Source organism: Achromobacter sp. RT286_PF (assembly GCF_059760425.1).
Map to the genome: position 1 here is coordinate 51,263 of NZ_JCBAMR010000002.1, position 14,479 is coordinate 65,741.

Here is a 14,479-nt window from a genome sequence, read left to right on the forward strand (position 1 = left end):
CCGCTGTTACCGCGGCTTGGGACCTGCCACGATGAACAGGCGCGGAAACGGCAGCAGCACGGTGCCATCGGCCAGCGCGGGGTAAGCCTCGGCAATCAAGGCCTGATAGCGCGCCAGGAAGCTGGCCTGTTCCGCGGCGTCCAGCTTGTCCAGGTACGGACGCAGCGCGGTGCCCTTGAACCATTCCACCACCGCCGCCGCGCCTGCCAGCGGATGGTGATAAGTGGTGCGCCACACATCCAGCACGCCGCAATGCGGCTTCAGCAATTCGTAGTACCAGGCGGCGCTGTGGCGCGGCGGGTGCTTCACGTTGCCCGTCTTCGCCGCCCACGGCGCTTCGCCCGCCACCTGGCGCGCGAGGCGATGTGCGGGTTCTTCCATGTTGTCTGGCGTTTGCACGGCCAGCAGGCCGCCCGGCGCCAGCTTGCCCACCAGGCGCGGATACAGCGTGGCGTGGTCGGGCACCCATTGCAGCGCGGCGTTCGCCAGGATGACGTCGTATTGCTCGGGGGGATTCCAGGTGGCGATGTCGGCCAGGTTGAATTGCAGGGCGGGCAGGCGCTTGCGCGCGGCATCCACCATGTCTTGCGAGCTGTCCATGCCGGTGACCACGGCGTCGGGGTAGCGCTGGGCCAGCACCTCGGTGGAATTGCCCGGGCCGCAACCCAGGTCCACCGCCCGTTGCACCGCCTGGTCAGGCAGGGCGGCGACCAGATCGCGCACAGGGCGGGTGCGTTCGTTTTCAAACGCGGAATATTGCTTGGCGGACCAACTGTTGTTGCTCATGGCGGCTCCTGGTTGCGGGCATAACGGCGCATCATCACGCGTACATACGGTACGTACAGCACATACGGCACATACAGCACATACGGCACATACGGCACATACGGCACATACGGCCGACTCTACGCCCGGGAACGCCATATTACAAATAGGGAAATTTGCAGTTTTTCATATCGACGACGTATCGCAACGACGAAAAAAACCCGCCGGGGTAACCGGCGGGTTGTTGCTGGAACGGTTCGATTACTGCGTCGACATCGTGTCCGAGCGGGTTTTCCACAAGGAGAACAGCACGCCGCCCAGGATCAGGCTGAACGTCACGCCCAGCGATACTGCCGCCGGCACCTTGCCGATGAAGCCGACCAGGAAAATCTTCGTGCCGATAAACACCAGAACCAGGGCCAACGCGTACTTCAGGTAATGGAAGCGATGGATCATGGCGGCCAGGGCAAAGTACAACGCACGCAAGCCCAGGATGGCGAAAATGTTGCTGGTGTAGACAATGAACGGGTCGGTCGTGATGGCGAAAATGGCAGGCACCGAATCCACCGCGAACACCAGGTCAACGAACTCGATCAGGACCAGGGCCAAGAGCAGCGGCGTGGCATAACGCACCTTCTTGGACGTGGCCGGATCCGTCTCGGTCACCATGAACGCATTGCCGCGCAGGCCTTCCGTGACACGCATGTGGCGCTTCAGGAACTTCAGGATCGGGTTGGTGGCGATGTCCGGCGTCTGGTCGGCAATCATCCACATCTTGATGCCCGTGAACACCAGGAACGCGCCGAACAAATACAGCAGCCAACCAAAATTACTGACCAGCGCGGCGCCCAGGCCAATCATGATGGCGCGCAACACGATCACGCCCAAGATGCCCCAGAACAATACGCGATGCTGGTACTGGCGCGGAATCGCGAAGAAGCTGAAGATCAGCGCAATCACGAACACGTTATCCATGGACAACGATTTTTCGATCATGAAGCCCGTGTAATAGGCCATGCCGCTGGTCGCGCCCATTTGCCACCACACCCAGCCGCCGAACAGCAGCGCTGCGGTGATGTAGCCGGCCGACAACAGCAGGCTTTCACGCACACCGATCTCGCGGTCTTCCTTGTGCAGCACGCCCAGGTCAAAGGCCAGCAGGCTGACGACGATGCCAACGAACAGCAACCAGCTCCAGGTCGGTGTCCCTAAAAAATCGTTGGTGAAGAATGTGATCAAAGTGTCCATGATTGCCCCGCTGTGTTCGAAGGTGCCCATCATCCGGATATGAGACCAACCGAGAAATCAGCCTGAAAGTGAGTTAAGGTTCGAAAAAACCGAAGAGTCCAAGCTCATGCTGAATTACCGTCACCTGTATTACTTCTGGATGGTCGCCAAGGAAGGCGGCTTTTCGCGCGCCGCCGAACGGCTGGACATGGCCATCCAGACCATCAGCGCGCAGGTGCGCGAACTGGAAAAAAACCTGGGCCACCAACTGCTCAAACCGGCCGGCCGGGGCGTGGTGCTGACGGACGCCGGCAAGGCCGCCTTCGCGCGCGCTGAAGAAATCTTCCAGATCGGCCATACCTTGCCGCAGGAAGTGCGCGCGGCCGCCACCAAGCCGGTCATCCGGCTGTCGGTCGGCCTGTCGGACGGCATTTCCAAGCTGGCCGCGCACGCGCTGCTGGGCCCCGTGCTGGAAACGCCCGACCTGCGGCTGACCTGCCACGAAGGCGAAGTTCAAGAGCTGCTGGGCGAACTGGCCCAACACCATCTGGACCTGGTGCTGGCCGGCCAGGGCGCACCCGCCAACCCCAACCTGCGCCTGACCAGCGATCGGCTGGTGTCTTCGCCCGTGGACTGGTACGGCCCGGCCCGCCTGGTGCGCAAGGCCGACACGCTGGACTTTCCGCGCTGCCTGGCGCGGCTACCCGTGCTGCTGCCCACCGGCCATTCCGTGCTGCGCCAGACGCTGGACCGCTGGTTCAGCGAACAGGGCGTGCTGCCCAACGTCGTCGGGGAATTCGAAGACAGCGCGCTGATGTCGGTGTTTGCCGCGCGCGGCCTGGGCGTGTTCCCGCTAAGCCGCCTGGGCGGCGATGACATCGGCCTGCTGCGCGGACTGCGTCCGCTGGCCCGCTGCGACGATGTCCACGAAGAAATCCACGCCATCCGCAATCGGCGCGGCCAGCATCATCCGCTGGTCCAGGCGGTGCTGGCGCACGCCAAGACTTCGGTTTTTTCGTAATGTTTGTCACACGCACTCTGGTTTTTTAGAAATAGAATCCGCTTTATCGTGGACCCTCTTTTGAATCGGAGTACCACTGCAATGAAGAAAATCATCTGGCTCACCTTCGCCGTCCTGGCCGCGCTTTGGACGGGGCTGGTGGCGCTGACCCTGCAACTGACCGACTGGGTGTTGGCCACCATCGCCACCGCCCAGGTGCCGGGCACGGCGCTGGACACGTCCCAATGGGTCGCGCCGGCGTGGGCGGCGGGCTGGCTGGACCCGGCCTGGTTGCAGACGCTGCAAGGCGGTCTGGTGTGGGCCGCGCAGGGCCTGAACCAGGTCTTGCCCGTGGCGGGCAGCCTGGGCACGCTGATCGCGGTGGTCGGCTGGATCTTCTGGGGCTTCATCATCGCCGGCCTGCTGGTGTTGGCGTTGATCCTGCACTGGCTCGCGGGCAAGCGTCAGCAAGCCAATGCGGCCCAAAGCCGTCAAGTGGTGTAATAAGCGCGGCAACGCGCCGCCCGGCACGCTGCCTTTCATGAGGAGCGCGCCGTGCCCACCCGATCGGTCCCACCCGTCTCACCCTCGAACAAGCCAGGCCTGCCTGGCTTGTCCGCCTGGTTGGCCGTGGTTTGCCTGCTGCCAGCCGTGGCGCTGGCCGACGCCGCCGCGCCGCCCAAGCCGAACCCGCTGGGCGTGGACGTCTGCATCACCACCGGCACCTCGGGCCAATACAGCGTGCGCGTGCGCAATGTGGGCGATGCGCCGCTGGTGCGCGTGGATGTCTCCGGCGTGCGCCTGGACGCGGCGGGCCACGCGACCGAGCCGCTCAATCTCAGCCTGGCCGACATCCCGCCCGGCAAATACAAAACCGCCATCCTGGCGCGGCACGACGAATCGGCCGCGCTGGACCGCATCGTCACCTACACCCTGGTCGACGGCAAACCGAAGCCGCAACACGAGCTGTTCGCGGGCAAGGTGGCCCACGTATCGCCGGGCTCGGCCCTGCAATACACCTTGGCGCCACTGGCCGTGCGCGGTTGGACGGTGGCATATGGGTCGCCCGCCTCGGCGCGGCTGGAAGCCGGCAGCGCGGTGATCCTGGGCTATCCGGTCAGGCAAAGCGGCAAGCCGGCCACGCGCCCCGAAGCGGGCCGCTCTCCGTCGGCGGTGGTGTCGCTGGCGCCGTGCAAGGCGTCTTGATCAGGCCTGGCGATCAGGCGTCTTGATCAGGTGCCGCTGAGCAGGTCGCGCTCGTTCAGCAGCGCGTAGACAATTTCCGGTTTGTTGTCGAAGCCGCGCCGGATGGCGGCGGGCAGCGCGGTGCGCGTCTTGCGGCACAGCCCGGGCGCCTCTTGCAGCTGGATCGAGATCCCCCGTGACGTACGCACCTCGTTATCGCTGGGCGTGATGACGATCACGATGCCCAGCTGCGCCTGGATACGTCCCTGCATGGCACGCAGGTCTTCCAGGCTGGTGATGTTTTCCAGGCGCGCGACCAGGCGTTTTTCTTCTTCCTTGGTCAGCCGAAGGATGCGGATATCGGCCGCCGGGTCCGCCAACAGCGCGTCGCGGTCGCACATACAGGCGCCCGGCGGACATTCTTGGCGGATGGGAAAGGCAACGTTCATGGCGGACAGGCACGCGTGGGCCGATAAGACCGGCAGCAACTCCAGACGGTCAATTCTACTCAAGATGGCAAGCCGGCTTGCGCCGCGCGGTGATCGTTTTCCCGCACGGCGCTGCGGTATATTCCCCCCCTTGTTCCAGGTGGGGAGAGGCGCGTGAAACGGATTTTGCTGGCGGCCTCACTGGCCACGATGGCGGAACAGCCGCAGGCCGGGGCTTGGGCACAGACCCCGGCTCGGGACCAAACGCGTACCCAGCCGCAGATTCTTGCCCAGGCCGCGTCCGCGACTTCTTCCCCGGCCGCCCGGCAAGACTATCCCATTGTCATCCAGCCCGGGCTGGCGGCCGTGATCACCCTGGGCAATGGCGATACGCAGCAAGCGAGCGTACGCGTGGGCGACGGCCCCCTCCAGCCGCTGGCCACCTTCGATGACGACACCGTGGACCAGGTGCAGGCCGTGGACATCAACCACGACGGCTACCGCGACCTGATCCTGGGGCAAAGCGGCGGCAGCACGCAGCTTTTCGCCCGCCTGTTCCTGTACCAGCCGGATCGCCGCGGCTACCAGGAAATTGCCCACCCCGACAACGCCAGCCCCTGCAAAGGCTTCGTCAACCCGGTCATTGACGACAAGCAGCCTGTGATTCACGTGGCCTGCCGCTACGGCGCCGCCAGCAATGGCTTTGAAGACTACGTGCTGCGCCCCGACGGCACCGTGCGCGCCACATCGTGGGGCACCCAGGCGCTGTTCGCGCTGGAGAGCGAGGCTGCCGAACTGACCTACCGTTTTCGCGAAGACGGCGCCATCGACCGCATCGACATCGAGGGCGAAGGATCGCCGCTGGAGGGCGGCACGGTGCCGGTCAGCCGGCTGGACCTGTACGACACGCCGGACGTCAACGCCCGGCCCGGCACGACCGCCGCTGAAAGCGAGCACCTGGACGTCGTCGCGCTGCGCCCGCCCCACTGGCTGCAAGTGCGCTACGCCGACAAGACGGCGGGCACGGTGCTGAAATGGGTGCGCTACGGCGATCTGCGCGTCGACAAGCATCGGCTGGCAACGCCGTCGCCGAAAGACAGGCTGACGCTTGAGCTTGCCGACACGCTGGCCGATTGGAATGGCGAAGACGGCGGGCAGTTCATGGTCAGCGTGGCCAACCATGGCGACGGGCCCGTTGCCCTGAACGCGCCGCGCGTGTGGCTGCTGTTGACCAACGCGCAGGGCGAGCGCATCGTGCACCCGCTGTACCAGCGTGAGGGCGACACGCTGCACCCCGCCAACCCGCAGGGCTTGGCGCGCGACCCGGTCGTGTGGGCCGCCGGTGAAGATGGAAAACCGACTTATCAGGTGAACGACAACGGCTATAGCAGCGTGCCGTTCCTGCCCGCGCTTGCGCCCGGCAAGTACCGCGCCGCCGCCGTCCTGACCGACCCGGGCAATCTTGCCGTGCCCATCGTGTCCAACGACGTCCGCTTTGATTACCCGTTGCCGAAACGGCCGCCCGCCGCGCAGTAGCCGCGCGTTCATCATCCACCACAGCGTCCCGACCCGTGACCTTTCCTCGCGCTGATCGCGGCCAGTCGGGCGATAAGGCGGCCCCGGCTTCGGACCGGACTTCGAAGTCTGCAATGCGCCGCCGCGCCGGCCGCGTGGCCGTCTTATTGCTTGCCGCCTTATTGCTTGCCGCCGTTTTGCTGGGCGCCGCCGCCCTGGCCGCAACCGGCCTGCTTACTGGCCTGTCCACCCAAGCCCGCCCCGCCGACGTCGCCATCGTGCTGGGCAACACCGTGCTGCCCAACGGCCAGCCCTCGCCACGGCTAGCGGCCCGACTGGATCGCGCCTATGACTGCTACGCGGCCAAGCAATGCCACACCCTGTTCGTCAGCGGCGGCATAGACCCGGCCGGGGCCGACGAGGCCGCCGTGATGCGCGGCTACCTGTTGGCACGCGGCGTGCCCGGCGACCGCATCGTGACGGACAGCGCGGGAAACAATTCCTGGGCCACCGCGCGCCATGCCGGCGCCTACATGCGCGAACACGGCTATACCCGCGCGCTGGTCGTGACGCAGTATTTCCACGTCCCCCGCACCATGCTGGCCTTGCGCCGCCATGGCGTGGCGGACGTCAGCGGCGGCTATCCGCGCTTCTTCGAATGGCGCGATATTTATTCCCTATTTCGAGAACTGCCGGCCGTGGCGTGGTATGCGCTGCGCCCGCTATAGTGACAACCGCCACCTGTCATTGCCCGCCATTCAAGGACCGACCCCGTGCTGATTTTCCACAACCCCGTCCACGACCAACACGCCGGTCGCCACGAAATGTTCCGGGGCAAGCTGGTGCCCTGCCACGAAACGCCGGCCCGGCTGACCTTTGTGCTGGACGCGCTGCGCCAGCGTGGCATCGGCGAACTGCGTGCGCCGTCCGCGCCCGACATGGACCTGATCAAGCGCGTGCACACGCCGCGCTACGTGGATTTTCTAGCCCGAGCCTGGCAAGACTGGGTGGCGCTGGATCCGGCCAACGCGGACATCGACATCCTGCCTTCCGTCTGGCCGGTGCGCGGCTTTCGCCACGACATCGAACCGACCAATTTCGCCGCCCGCGTCGGGCTGTTTTCGTTTGATAGCGGCTGCCCGTTGACGGCCGGCACCTGGGTGGCGGCCACCGCCGGTGCGGCTTGCGCCATCGACGCCGCGCGCGCCGTCACCCCCGCTGGCGGCCCGCGTGCCGCCATGGCCTTGACGCGCCCGCCCGGCCACCATGCCGGCGCTGATTTCTTCGGCGGTTACTGCTTCCTGAACAACGCCGCACTGGCCGCGCAAGCCCTGCGCGAAGCCGGCGCCGCGCGCGTGGCGATTCTGGATGTGGACTACCACCACGGCAACGGCACGCAAAGCATCTTCTACGAACGCGGCGACGTGTTGACGGTGTCGATCCATGGCGACCCGACCACCGAATACCCCTTCTTTCTGGGCTATGCCGACGAAGCAGGCGAAGGCGCGGGCTTTGGGGCCAACCTGAATTTGCCGCTGCCCGCGGGCACCGACTGCGCCACCTGGATGCAAGCGCTGCAACAAGGGCTGGCCGCCGTGCAAGCGTTCAAGGCCGACGCGGTCGTGGTCGCGCTAGGCGTGGACACCTACGAAGGTGATCCGATCTCGACATTCAAGCTGAAAAGCGCGGACTATCTGGCCGTCGGGCAGGCGCTGGCCAGCCTGGGCCTGCCAACCGTTTTCACGATGGAAGGCGGCTATGCCGTGGCCGACGTAGGCATCAACGTGGCGAACGTGCTGGAAGGATTCGGGGGCTGAAAAAAGCCCCCGGCCGAAGGATCAATCCCGCGTTTCCAGCACCTTGTTGATGCGCAATGCCAGCAAGGTGCATGCCGCGCCCGACAGCAGGTAGACGCTGACGGCCACCAGGCCGAAGCGGGCCGACAAGCCCAGCGCAACCACCGGCGCGAAGGCCGCGCCGACCAGCCACGCCATGTCCGACGTAAGCGCCGCGCCCGTGTAGCGGAAGCGGCGCGTGAAGTTGGCCGTGACAGTGCCAGACGCCTGTCCATACGACAAGCCCAGCAACGCGAAGCCGATCAGGATGAAGGCATCCTGCCCCACCGGCCCGCCGCCCAGCAGCCACGGTGCGAACAGCGCAAAGATGCCGATCGCCACCGCCAGCATGCCCAGCGTGGTGCGCCGGCCGATGCGGTCGGCCAACCAACCGGAAGCCACCGTGCCCAGGATGCCCAGCACCGCGCCAAAGATCTGCACAATCAGCACGTCGGTAATCTGTTGCGTGGCACTGATCGCAATCCACGACAGCGGGAACACGGTCACCAGGTGGAACAGCGCATAACTGGCCAGCGCCGCGAACGCGCCGATGAACAGGTTGTAGCCTTGCGAACGCAGCATCTCGGTAATGCTGATGGGTTCCAGTTCGCCTTCTTCAAGCAGCTGCGTGTATTCCTCGGTGACGACCAGGCGCAGCCGCGCGAACAGCGCCACCACGTTGATGGCGAACGCCACGAAGAACGGATAGCGCCAGCCCCATTCGATGAAGTCGGCCTGCGTCAGCGTGACGTGCAAATACAGAAACAACGCGCTGGCGACCAAGAAGCCGACCGGTGCACCCAACTGCCCCATCATCGAATACCAGCCACGCCGATTGGGCGGCGCGTTCAACGCCAGCAACGACGGCAGCCCATCCCATGAGCCACCGAACGCCAAGCCTTGCAGGCAGCGGAATACGGCAAGCAAGGTGATGGCGTGCGCGCCGATGGTTTCGTAGCTGGGCAGAAACGCCATGCCTACCGTGGCCGTGCCCAACACAAACAGCGCAACCGTCAATTTTGTGGCGCGGCCCCAACGCCGCTGCACCGCCATCGACAGCGCCGTGCCGATGGGCCGCATGATGAACGCAAACGAGAAGATCACGAAGGACCACAGCGTGCCTTCAAGCGGTGCTTCAAAGGGGAAGAAGACTCGGGGAAAGACCAGCACGCAAGCGATGCCGAACACGAAAAAATCGAAGTATTCGGATGCGCGCCCCACCACCACGCCGACGGCGATTTCGCCAGGAGCCACCTTGGCATGGCTGGCCCCGCCGGACGGTGCCCCCGGGCCGGGAACGGAAGGGGCATGACCGGGATACTGCGTGGAGGTCGACATGGATGTGCTCACTGTAGGAAGTTCGAAACCGCCTTGTCTACGATCTTGCAACATGCCAGTGCAACGCAACGTTGCTGCCCGCCAAGCCGCGCCCGCATTGGGATAGCGCCCTGCCGCGCACGCCTTGCCGCGCACACTTTTGTTCTTTTTACCCTAGATTTTTCGCGGCTTCCAGCGTAGTGTTGCGTTTACCTCCCACGGTTACGTTTCGAGGTATGGCTATGTTGTCCATCACCAGGCTCCGCGGATTGATCCTGATTACCGCCCTGCCATTGCTCGCTGGATGCAATGCAGTGCTGCTGTCGCCCTCGGGCGATGTCGCGCTTCAACAGCGTAATCTGATCATCATTTCAACCGGCTTGATGCTGCTGATCATCGTGCCGGTGATCTTCCTGACCTTTCTGTTTGCGTGGCGCTATCGGGCCAGCAACAAAGAGGCTCACTACGATCCGGAATGGAACCACTCCACCATGCTGGAGCTTCTGATCTGGGCGGCGCCGCTGCTCATCATCATCGCGCTGGGCGCGTTGACCTGGGTCAGTACCCACCAGCTGGATCCCTACCGCCCGCTTGCCCGCCTGTCCGAAGGCCGCGAGGTGCCCACGGGCACCAAGCCGCTGGTGGTCGAAGTGGTGGCGCTGGACTGGAAGTGGCTGTTCCTGTACCCCGAACAAGGCATCGCCGCCGTCAACGAAATGGCGGCGCCGGTCGACCGCCCCATCCAGTTCAAGATCACCTCGTCGTCGGTGATGAATTCCTTCTTCGTGCCCGCGCTGGCCGGCCAGATCTACGCCATGCCCGGCATGCAGACGACCTTGCACGCGGTCATCAACCACCCCGGCGAATACGAAGGGCTGTCGGCCAACTACAGCGGCTCGGGCTTCTCGGGCATGCGCTTCAAGTTCCATGGGCTGGACCAGCAAGGCTTTGACAAGTGGGTGGCCGACACGCGCGCCTCTACCCAGCGGCTGACGCGCGACGCCTACCTGAAGCTTGAGCAGCCCAGCGAACGCAACCCCATCCAACACTACGCCTCGGTCGCACCCGGCCTGTTCGACGCCATCGTGAACCGCTGCGTCGAAGGCAACCGCATGTGCATGAAAGACGCCATGGCCATCGACGCGCAAGGCGGCATGGGCATACCGGGCGCGCTCAACGTCACCACGCTGGACGCGCAAACGCGCGAACGGCTGGGCCTGACCGACACCAAGCCGCGCAAGTATGTGGGCGCCATGTGCACGTCCACCGAAGGGCTGGTGTTGTAGCGGCATGCGCGCGGTCCGCGCCGTCCGCACCGCACATCGGATGACGCAGGGTTTCATGAAATCGTGGTTTTTACGCTGGAATCAAGATGCCTGATCAACCAGACCTCACCAAGCTGATCTTCGGTCGCCTGACCTGGGACGCCATCCCCTACCACGAGCCCATCCTGATCGCCACGTTCTTCATGGTGGCCATCGTGGGCATCGTGGTGCTTGGGTCCATCACCTACTACAAGAAGTGGGGCTACCTGTGGCATGAATGGTTCACCAGCATCGACCACAAGAAAATCGGGATCATGTATGTGATTCTGGGCATCGTCATGCTGCTGCGCGGCTTTGCCGACGCCATCATGATGCGCTTGCAGCAGGCTGTGGCGTTCGGCGATTCCACCGGTTATCTGCCGCCGCACCACTACGACCAGATCTTTACCGCGCACGGCGTGATCATGATTTTCTTCGTGGCCATGCCGCTGGTCACGGGCCTGATGAACTACATCGTGCCGCTACAGATCGGCGCGCGCGACGTGGCTTTTCCGTTCTTGAACAACTTCAGTTTCTGGATGACGACGGGCGGCGTGATCCTGGTGATGATGTCGCTGTTCGTGGGCGAATTCGCGCGCACCGGCTGGCTGGCGTATCCACCACTGTCAGGCATATTGCACAGTCCGGATGTCGGGGTCGATTACTACATATGGGCCTTGCAGATTGCCGGGGTGGGAACCCTGCTATCCGGCGTGAACCTGCTGGTCACCATCGTGAAAATGCGCGCGCCCGGCATGAAGATGATGCGCATGCCCATCTTCACGTGGACCGCGCTGTGCACCAACGTGCTGATCGTGGCGGCCTTCCCCGTACTGACGGCGGTGCTGGCGCTGCTGTCCATGGACCGCTACGTGGGCACCAACTTTTTCACGGCGGACTTCGGCGGCAACGCCATGATGTACGTGAACCTGATCTGGATCTGGGGCCACCCCGAGGTCTACATCCTGATCCTGCCGGCCTTCGGCATCTTCTCTGAAGTGGTGGCCACGTTCTGCCGCAAGCGCCTGTTCGGCTATGCGTCCATGGTGTACGCCACCGTCGTGATCACGGTGCTGTCGTACCTGGTTTGGCTGCACCACTTCTTCACCATGGGGTCCGGGGCCAGCGTGAACTCGTTCTTCGGGATCACCACCATGATCATCTCGATCCCGACCGGGGCCAAGATCTTCAACTGGCTGTTCACCATGTATCGCGGCCGCATCCGCTTCGAAGTCCCCATGCTGTGGACGCTGGGCTTCATGGTCACCTTCGTGATCGGCGGCATGACGGGCGTGCTGCTGGCGGTGCCGCCCGCGGACTTCGCGCTGCACAACAGCCTGTTCCTGATCGCGCACTTTCATAACGTGATCATCGGCGGCGTGCTGTTCGGCTTGATGGCCGGCATCACCTACTGGTTCCCGAAAGCCTTCGGCTACAAGCTGGACCCGTTCTGGGGCAAGTGCTCGTTCTGGTTCTGGCTGGTGGGCTTCTACGTAGCCTTCATGCCGCTGTATGTGCTGGGCCTGATGGGGGTGACGCGCCGCGTGAATCACTTTGAAGACATGTCGCTGCAAATCTGGTTTCAGATCGCGGCGGTCGGCGCCTTGCTGATTGCCTGCGGCATCGCCAGCTTCATCATCCAGCTGATCGTCAGCTATCGCCGCCGCGACCAACTGCGCGACTTCACCGGCGACCCCTGGGACGGCCGCACGCTGGAATGGTCCACGTCGTCGCCGCCGCCGCAATACAACTTTGCCTTCACACCGCGCGTGCATGACCTGGACGCCTGGTGGCAGATGAAACAGCACGGCTACGAACGGCCGCAGCAAGGCTTCATCCCCATCCACATGCCCAAGAACACCTGGGCCGGCATCGTGCTGGCGGGCATCAGCGTGGTGATGGGCTTTGCGCTGATCTGGCACATGTGGCCGCTGGCCGTGCTGTCTTTCGTGGCGCTGATCCTGGTGTCCATCATTCATACCTTCAACTACAAGCGCGACTACTACGTGCCGGCCGATGAGGTCGTGCGCGAAGAGGCCGCCCGCACGAGGTTGTTAGCGAATCATGTCTGATACCTTGGCCCCCACCCTGCAAGGCGGCGCCGCGCCGCCGCAAGAGCCCGTGTTCTACGTGCCGGGCGAACATCATCCCAAGAACGGCACGCTGCTTGGGTTCTGGGTCTATCTGATGAGCGATTGCCTCATCTTCGCGTGCCTCTTCGCCACCTACGGCGTGCTGGGGCGCAGCTACGCGGCCGGGCCATCTGGCGCCGACCTGTTCGACCTGCCGCTGGTGGCGGTGAACACGTCGCTGCTGCTGTTGTCGTCCATTACCTACGGCTTTGCCATGCTGGAGATGCGGCGCAACCGCATCGGCGCCACGCAGCTGTGGCTGGCGGTGACGGGCCTGCTTGGGCTGGGCTTTCTGTCGCTGGAAATCTACGAATTCGCGCACCTGATCCACCAGGGCGCGGGGCCGCAGCGCAGCGCCTTCCTGTCGGCGTTCTTCACACTGGTGGGCACGCACGGGCTGCACGTCACGTTCGGCATCGTGTGGCTGGTGACGATGATGATCCAGGTGCGGATGCATGGCCTGATCCCCGAGAACCGCCGCCGCCTGATGTGCCTGTCGATGTTCTGGCACTTCCTGGACCTGATCTGGGTGGGCGTGTTCACCTTCGTGTACCTGATGGGAGTGCTGCCATGACGACGTCGCACATGGACAACCTGGCTGATCGTGGGCTGCATGGCCACGGCGGCGGCCATGACCACCACGACGACGATGACGGCGCCGGCCATGGCACGCTGAAAAGCTATGTCACCGGCTTCATCCTGGCGGCCATCCTGACCACCATTCCGTTCTGGCTGGTCATGAACCGCGTGTTTCCCAGTTCGCGCACGACGGCGCTGGTGATCCTGGCGTTTGCCGTGGTGCAGATCGTGGTCCACATCATCTACTTCCTGCACATGGACACCAAGTCCGAAAGCGGCTGGAACATGTTGGCGTTAATATTCACGCTGGTGCTGGTCGTAATCACGCTCAGCGGATCAATCTGGATCATGTATCACTTGAACTCCAATATGATGCCCATGTCCACACACGACATGCGGAATATGCCCTGATGGCAGCAGTAAAAGACACCACTATCCGCGACACCCCCCGTAAACCGCGCAGCAAAACCACCCTGGTCATCCTGGGCGTGGTTGCTGCCGGCCTGTTCGCCGGCCTTTGCGCGCTGGGCACCTGGCAGGTGCACCGGCTGGCCTGGAAACAAGAGCTGATCTCGCAGGTGAAGCAGCGCGCGCACGCGCCGACCGCCCCCGCGCCGGGCAAGCAGGAATGGCGCGGCCTGACGTCAAGCAATGCCGAATACCGCCACGTCACCGCCACCGGCACGTATCAGTACGACCGCCAGACGCTGGTGCAGGCCGCCACCGAACTGGGCAGCGGCTACTGGGTCATGACGCCCTTGCAAATGACCGATGGCGGCACGGTGCTGGTCAATCGCGGGTTTGTGCTGCCGCAATGGCGCAAGACAGAAGGCGCCAACCCGCCGCCGCCAGCCGAAGGCCGCGTGACGGGCCTGCTGCGCATGGGCGAACCCGGCAGCGGCTTTTTGCGCAACAACGATCCGGCCGCCAACCTCTGGTATTCGCGTGACCTGCCCGCCATTGCCGCCGCGCGCGGCCTGACGGATGTGGCGCCCTACTTCATCGATGCCGACGCGGCGTCCAGCCCGGGGCGCGATCCGGCCAAGGCCCCCGTCGGCGGGCTGACCGTGCTGGAATTTCCGAACAACCACCTCGTCTATGCCATTACCTGGTACGCGCTGGCGCTGATGATCATCGTGGGCGTGGTGATTTTCGTGCGTGAAGACAAGCGCGCGCGGGCCAAGGCCTGACG

General features: G+C 64.2%; 15 protein-coding genes. 11 read left to right on the plus strand and 4 right to left on the minus strand.

The genetic code is table 11. From position 1 onward, the window contains the following. Window positions 1-6: 6 nt before the first annotated feature. Both tam and AC6LJY_RS02135 read right to left on the minus strand, forming a co-directional pair. Window positions 7-786: a trans-aconitate 2-methyltransferase gene (gene tam, locus AC6LJY_RS02130; RefSeq protein WP_498135173.1), complete on the minus strand. Its 780-nt coding sequence runs from the start codon at window positions 784-786 to the stop codon at window positions 7-9. A gap of 240 nt (window positions 787-1,026) precedes the next feature. Beyond that, entirely contained in the window at window positions 1,027-2,013 is a 987-nt protein-coding gene (locus tag AC6LJY_RS02135) for a TerC family protein (protein ID WP_046806807.1), read from the minus strand. Window positions 2,014-2,119: 106 nt separating this feature from the next. Here AC6LJY_RS02135 and AC6LJY_RS02140 point away from each other — a divergent pair, with 106 nt between their 5' ends. From AC6LJY_RS02140 to AC6LJY_RS02150, 3 genes are all read left to right on the plus strand, one after another. Beyond that, window positions 2,120-3,013, plus strand: a complete 894-nt coding sequence (locus AC6LJY_RS02140) for a LysR substrate-binding domain-containing protein (RefSeq protein WP_485799677.1) — start codon at window positions 2,120-2,122, stop codon at window positions 3,011-3,013. An 81-nt stretch (window positions 3,014-3,094) separates the two neighbouring features. Next, window positions 3,095-3,496, plus strand: a complete 402-nt coding sequence (locus AC6LJY_RS02145; RefSeq protein ID WP_046806786.1) for a hypothetical protein — start codon at window positions 3,095-3,097, stop codon at window positions 3,494-3,496. A gap of 51 nt (window positions 3,497-3,547) precedes the next feature. Next, complete coding sequence (locus AC6LJY_RS02150) at window positions 3,548-4,198, plus strand: hypothetical protein (protein ID WP_498135174.1); 651 nt, start codon at window positions 3,548-3,550, stop codon at window positions 4,196-4,198. A gap of 26 nt (window positions 4,199-4,224) precedes the next feature. Here AC6LJY_RS02150 and AC6LJY_RS02155 read toward each other — a convergent pair whose 3' ends face one another. Continuing rightward, a complete protein-coding gene (locus AC6LJY_RS02155) occupies window positions 4,225-4,626 on the minus strand; it encodes a hypothetical protein (protein WP_104142344.1) in 402 nt (133 codons plus the stop codon). Between the two features lie 153 nt (window positions 4,627-4,779). Here AC6LJY_RS02155 and AC6LJY_RS02160 point away from each other — a divergent pair, with 153 nt between their 5' ends. The 3 genes from AC6LJY_RS02160 (at window position 4,780) to AC6LJY_RS02170 (ending at window position 7,937) form a co-directional block, all read left to right on the plus strand. Further along, window positions 4,780-6,141: an XAC2610-related protein gene (locus tag AC6LJY_RS02160; RefSeq protein ID WP_498135175.1), complete on the plus strand. Its 1,362-nt coding sequence runs from the start codon at window positions 4,780-4,782 to the stop codon at window positions 6,139-6,141. 113 nt (window positions 6,142-6,254) lie between these two features. Then, window positions 6,255-6,848: a YdcF family protein gene (locus AC6LJY_RS02165; protein WP_498135176.1), complete on the plus strand. Its 594-nt coding sequence runs from the start codon at window positions 6,255-6,257 to the stop codon at window positions 6,846-6,848. Window positions 6,849-6,893: 45 nt separating this feature from the next. Further along, window positions 6,894-7,937, plus strand: coding sequence for a histone deacetylase family protein (locus AC6LJY_RS02170; protein ID WP_498135177.1), 1,044 nt, complete (start codon window positions 6,894-6,896; stop codon window positions 7,935-7,937). A gap of 21 nt (window positions 7,938-7,958) precedes the next feature. Here the strand turns inward: AC6LJY_RS02170 and AC6LJY_RS02175 are convergent, their stop codons facing one another. Continuing rightward, the gene (locus AC6LJY_RS02175) at window positions 7,959-9,293 is read right to left on the minus strand and encodes an MFS transporter (protein ID WP_046806790.1); all 1,335 of its coding nucleotides are present in this window, start codon (window positions 9,291-9,293) and stop codon (window positions 7,959-7,961) included. A 221-nt stretch (window positions 9,294-9,514) separates the two neighbouring features. On the opposite strand from AC6LJY_RS02175, the gene cyoA reads away from it, so the two are divergent. From cyoA to AC6LJY_RS02200, 5 genes are all read left to right on the plus strand, one after another. Continuing rightward, complete coding sequence (gene cyoA / locus AC6LJY_RS02180; RefSeq protein ID WP_046806791.1) at window positions 9,515-10,558, plus strand: ubiquinol oxidase subunit II; 1,044 nt, start codon at window positions 9,515-9,517, stop codon at window positions 10,556-10,558. 86 nt (window positions 10,559-10,644) lie between these two features. Beyond that, window positions 10,645-12,648, plus strand: a complete 2,004-nt coding sequence (gene cyoB, locus AC6LJY_RS02185; RefSeq protein WP_046806792.1) for a cytochrome o ubiquinol oxidase subunit I — start codon at window positions 10,645-10,647, stop codon at window positions 12,646-12,648. After that, window positions 12,641-13,282, plus strand: coding sequence for a cytochrome o ubiquinol oxidase subunit III (gene cyoC / locus AC6LJY_RS02190; RefSeq protein WP_046806793.1), 642 nt, complete (start codon window positions 12,641-12,643; stop codon window positions 13,280-13,282). The genes cyoB and cyoC overlap by 8 nt, the downstream gene beginning before the upstream one ends. Then, the gene (cyoD, locus tag AC6LJY_RS02195) at window positions 13,279-13,698 is read left to right on the plus strand and encodes a cytochrome o ubiquinol oxidase subunit IV (RefSeq protein WP_498135178.1); all 420 of its coding nucleotides are present in this window, start codon (window positions 13,279-13,281) and stop codon (window positions 13,696-13,698) included. Before cyoC ends, cyoD begins: the two co-directional genes overlap by 4 nt. After that, window positions 13,698-14,477: an SURF1 family protein gene (locus AC6LJY_RS02200; protein ID WP_498135179.1), complete on the plus strand. Its 780-nt coding sequence runs from the start codon at window positions 13,698-13,700 to the stop codon at window positions 14,475-14,477. The genes cyoD and AC6LJY_RS02200 overlap by 1 nt, the downstream gene beginning before the upstream one ends. Window positions 14,478-14,479: the final 2 nt, after the last annotated feature.

Bases quoted from the DNA above. Each gene is read 5' to 3' on its own strand.
- AC6LJY_RS02175 (WP_046806790.1), bottom strand. From the start codon at position 9,293: ATGTCGACCTCCACGCAGTATCCCGGTCATGCCCCTTCCGTTCCCGGC.
- AC6LJY_RS02140 (WP_485799677.1), top strand. From the start codon at position 2,120: ATGCTGAATTACCGTCACCTGTATTACTTCTGGATGGTCGCCAAGGAA.
- tam (WP_498135173.1), bottom strand. From the start codon at position 786: ATGAGCAACAACAGTTGGTCCGCCAAGCAATATTCCGCGTTTGAAAAC.
- cyoC (WP_046806793.1), top strand. From the start codon at position 12,641: ATGTCTGATACCTTGGCCCCCACCCTGCAAGGCGGCGCCGCGCCGCCG.
- cyoD (WP_498135178.1), top strand. From the start codon at position 13,279: ATGACGACGTCGCACATGGACAACCTGGCTGATCGTGGGCTGCATGGC.
- AC6LJY_RS02135 (WP_046806807.1), bottom strand. From the start codon at position 2,013: ATGGACACTTTGATCACATTCTTCACCAACGATTTTTTAGGGACACCG.
- cyoA (WP_046806791.1), top strand. From the start codon at position 9,515: ATGTTGTCCATCACCAGGCTCCGCGGATTGATCCTGATTACCGCCCTG.
- cyoB (WP_046806792.1), top strand. From the start codon at position 10,645: ATGCCTGATCAACCAGACCTCACCAAGCTGATCTTCGGTCGCCTGACC.
- AC6LJY_RS02145 (WP_046806786.1), top strand. From the start codon at position 3,095: ATGAAGAAAATCATCTGGCTCACCTTCGCCGTCCTGGCCGCGCTTTGG.
- AC6LJY_RS02165 (WP_498135176.1), top strand. From the start codon at position 6,255: ATGCGCCGCCGCGCCGGCCGCGTGGCCGTCTTATTGCTTGCCGCCTTA.
- AC6LJY_RS02200 (WP_498135179.1), top strand. From the start codon at position 13,698: ATGGCAGCAGTAAAAGACACCACTATCCGCGACACCCCCCGTAAACCG.
- AC6LJY_RS02155 (WP_104142344.1), bottom strand. From the start codon at position 4,626: ATGAACGTTGCCTTTCCCATCCGCCAAGAATGTCCGCCGGGCGCCTGT.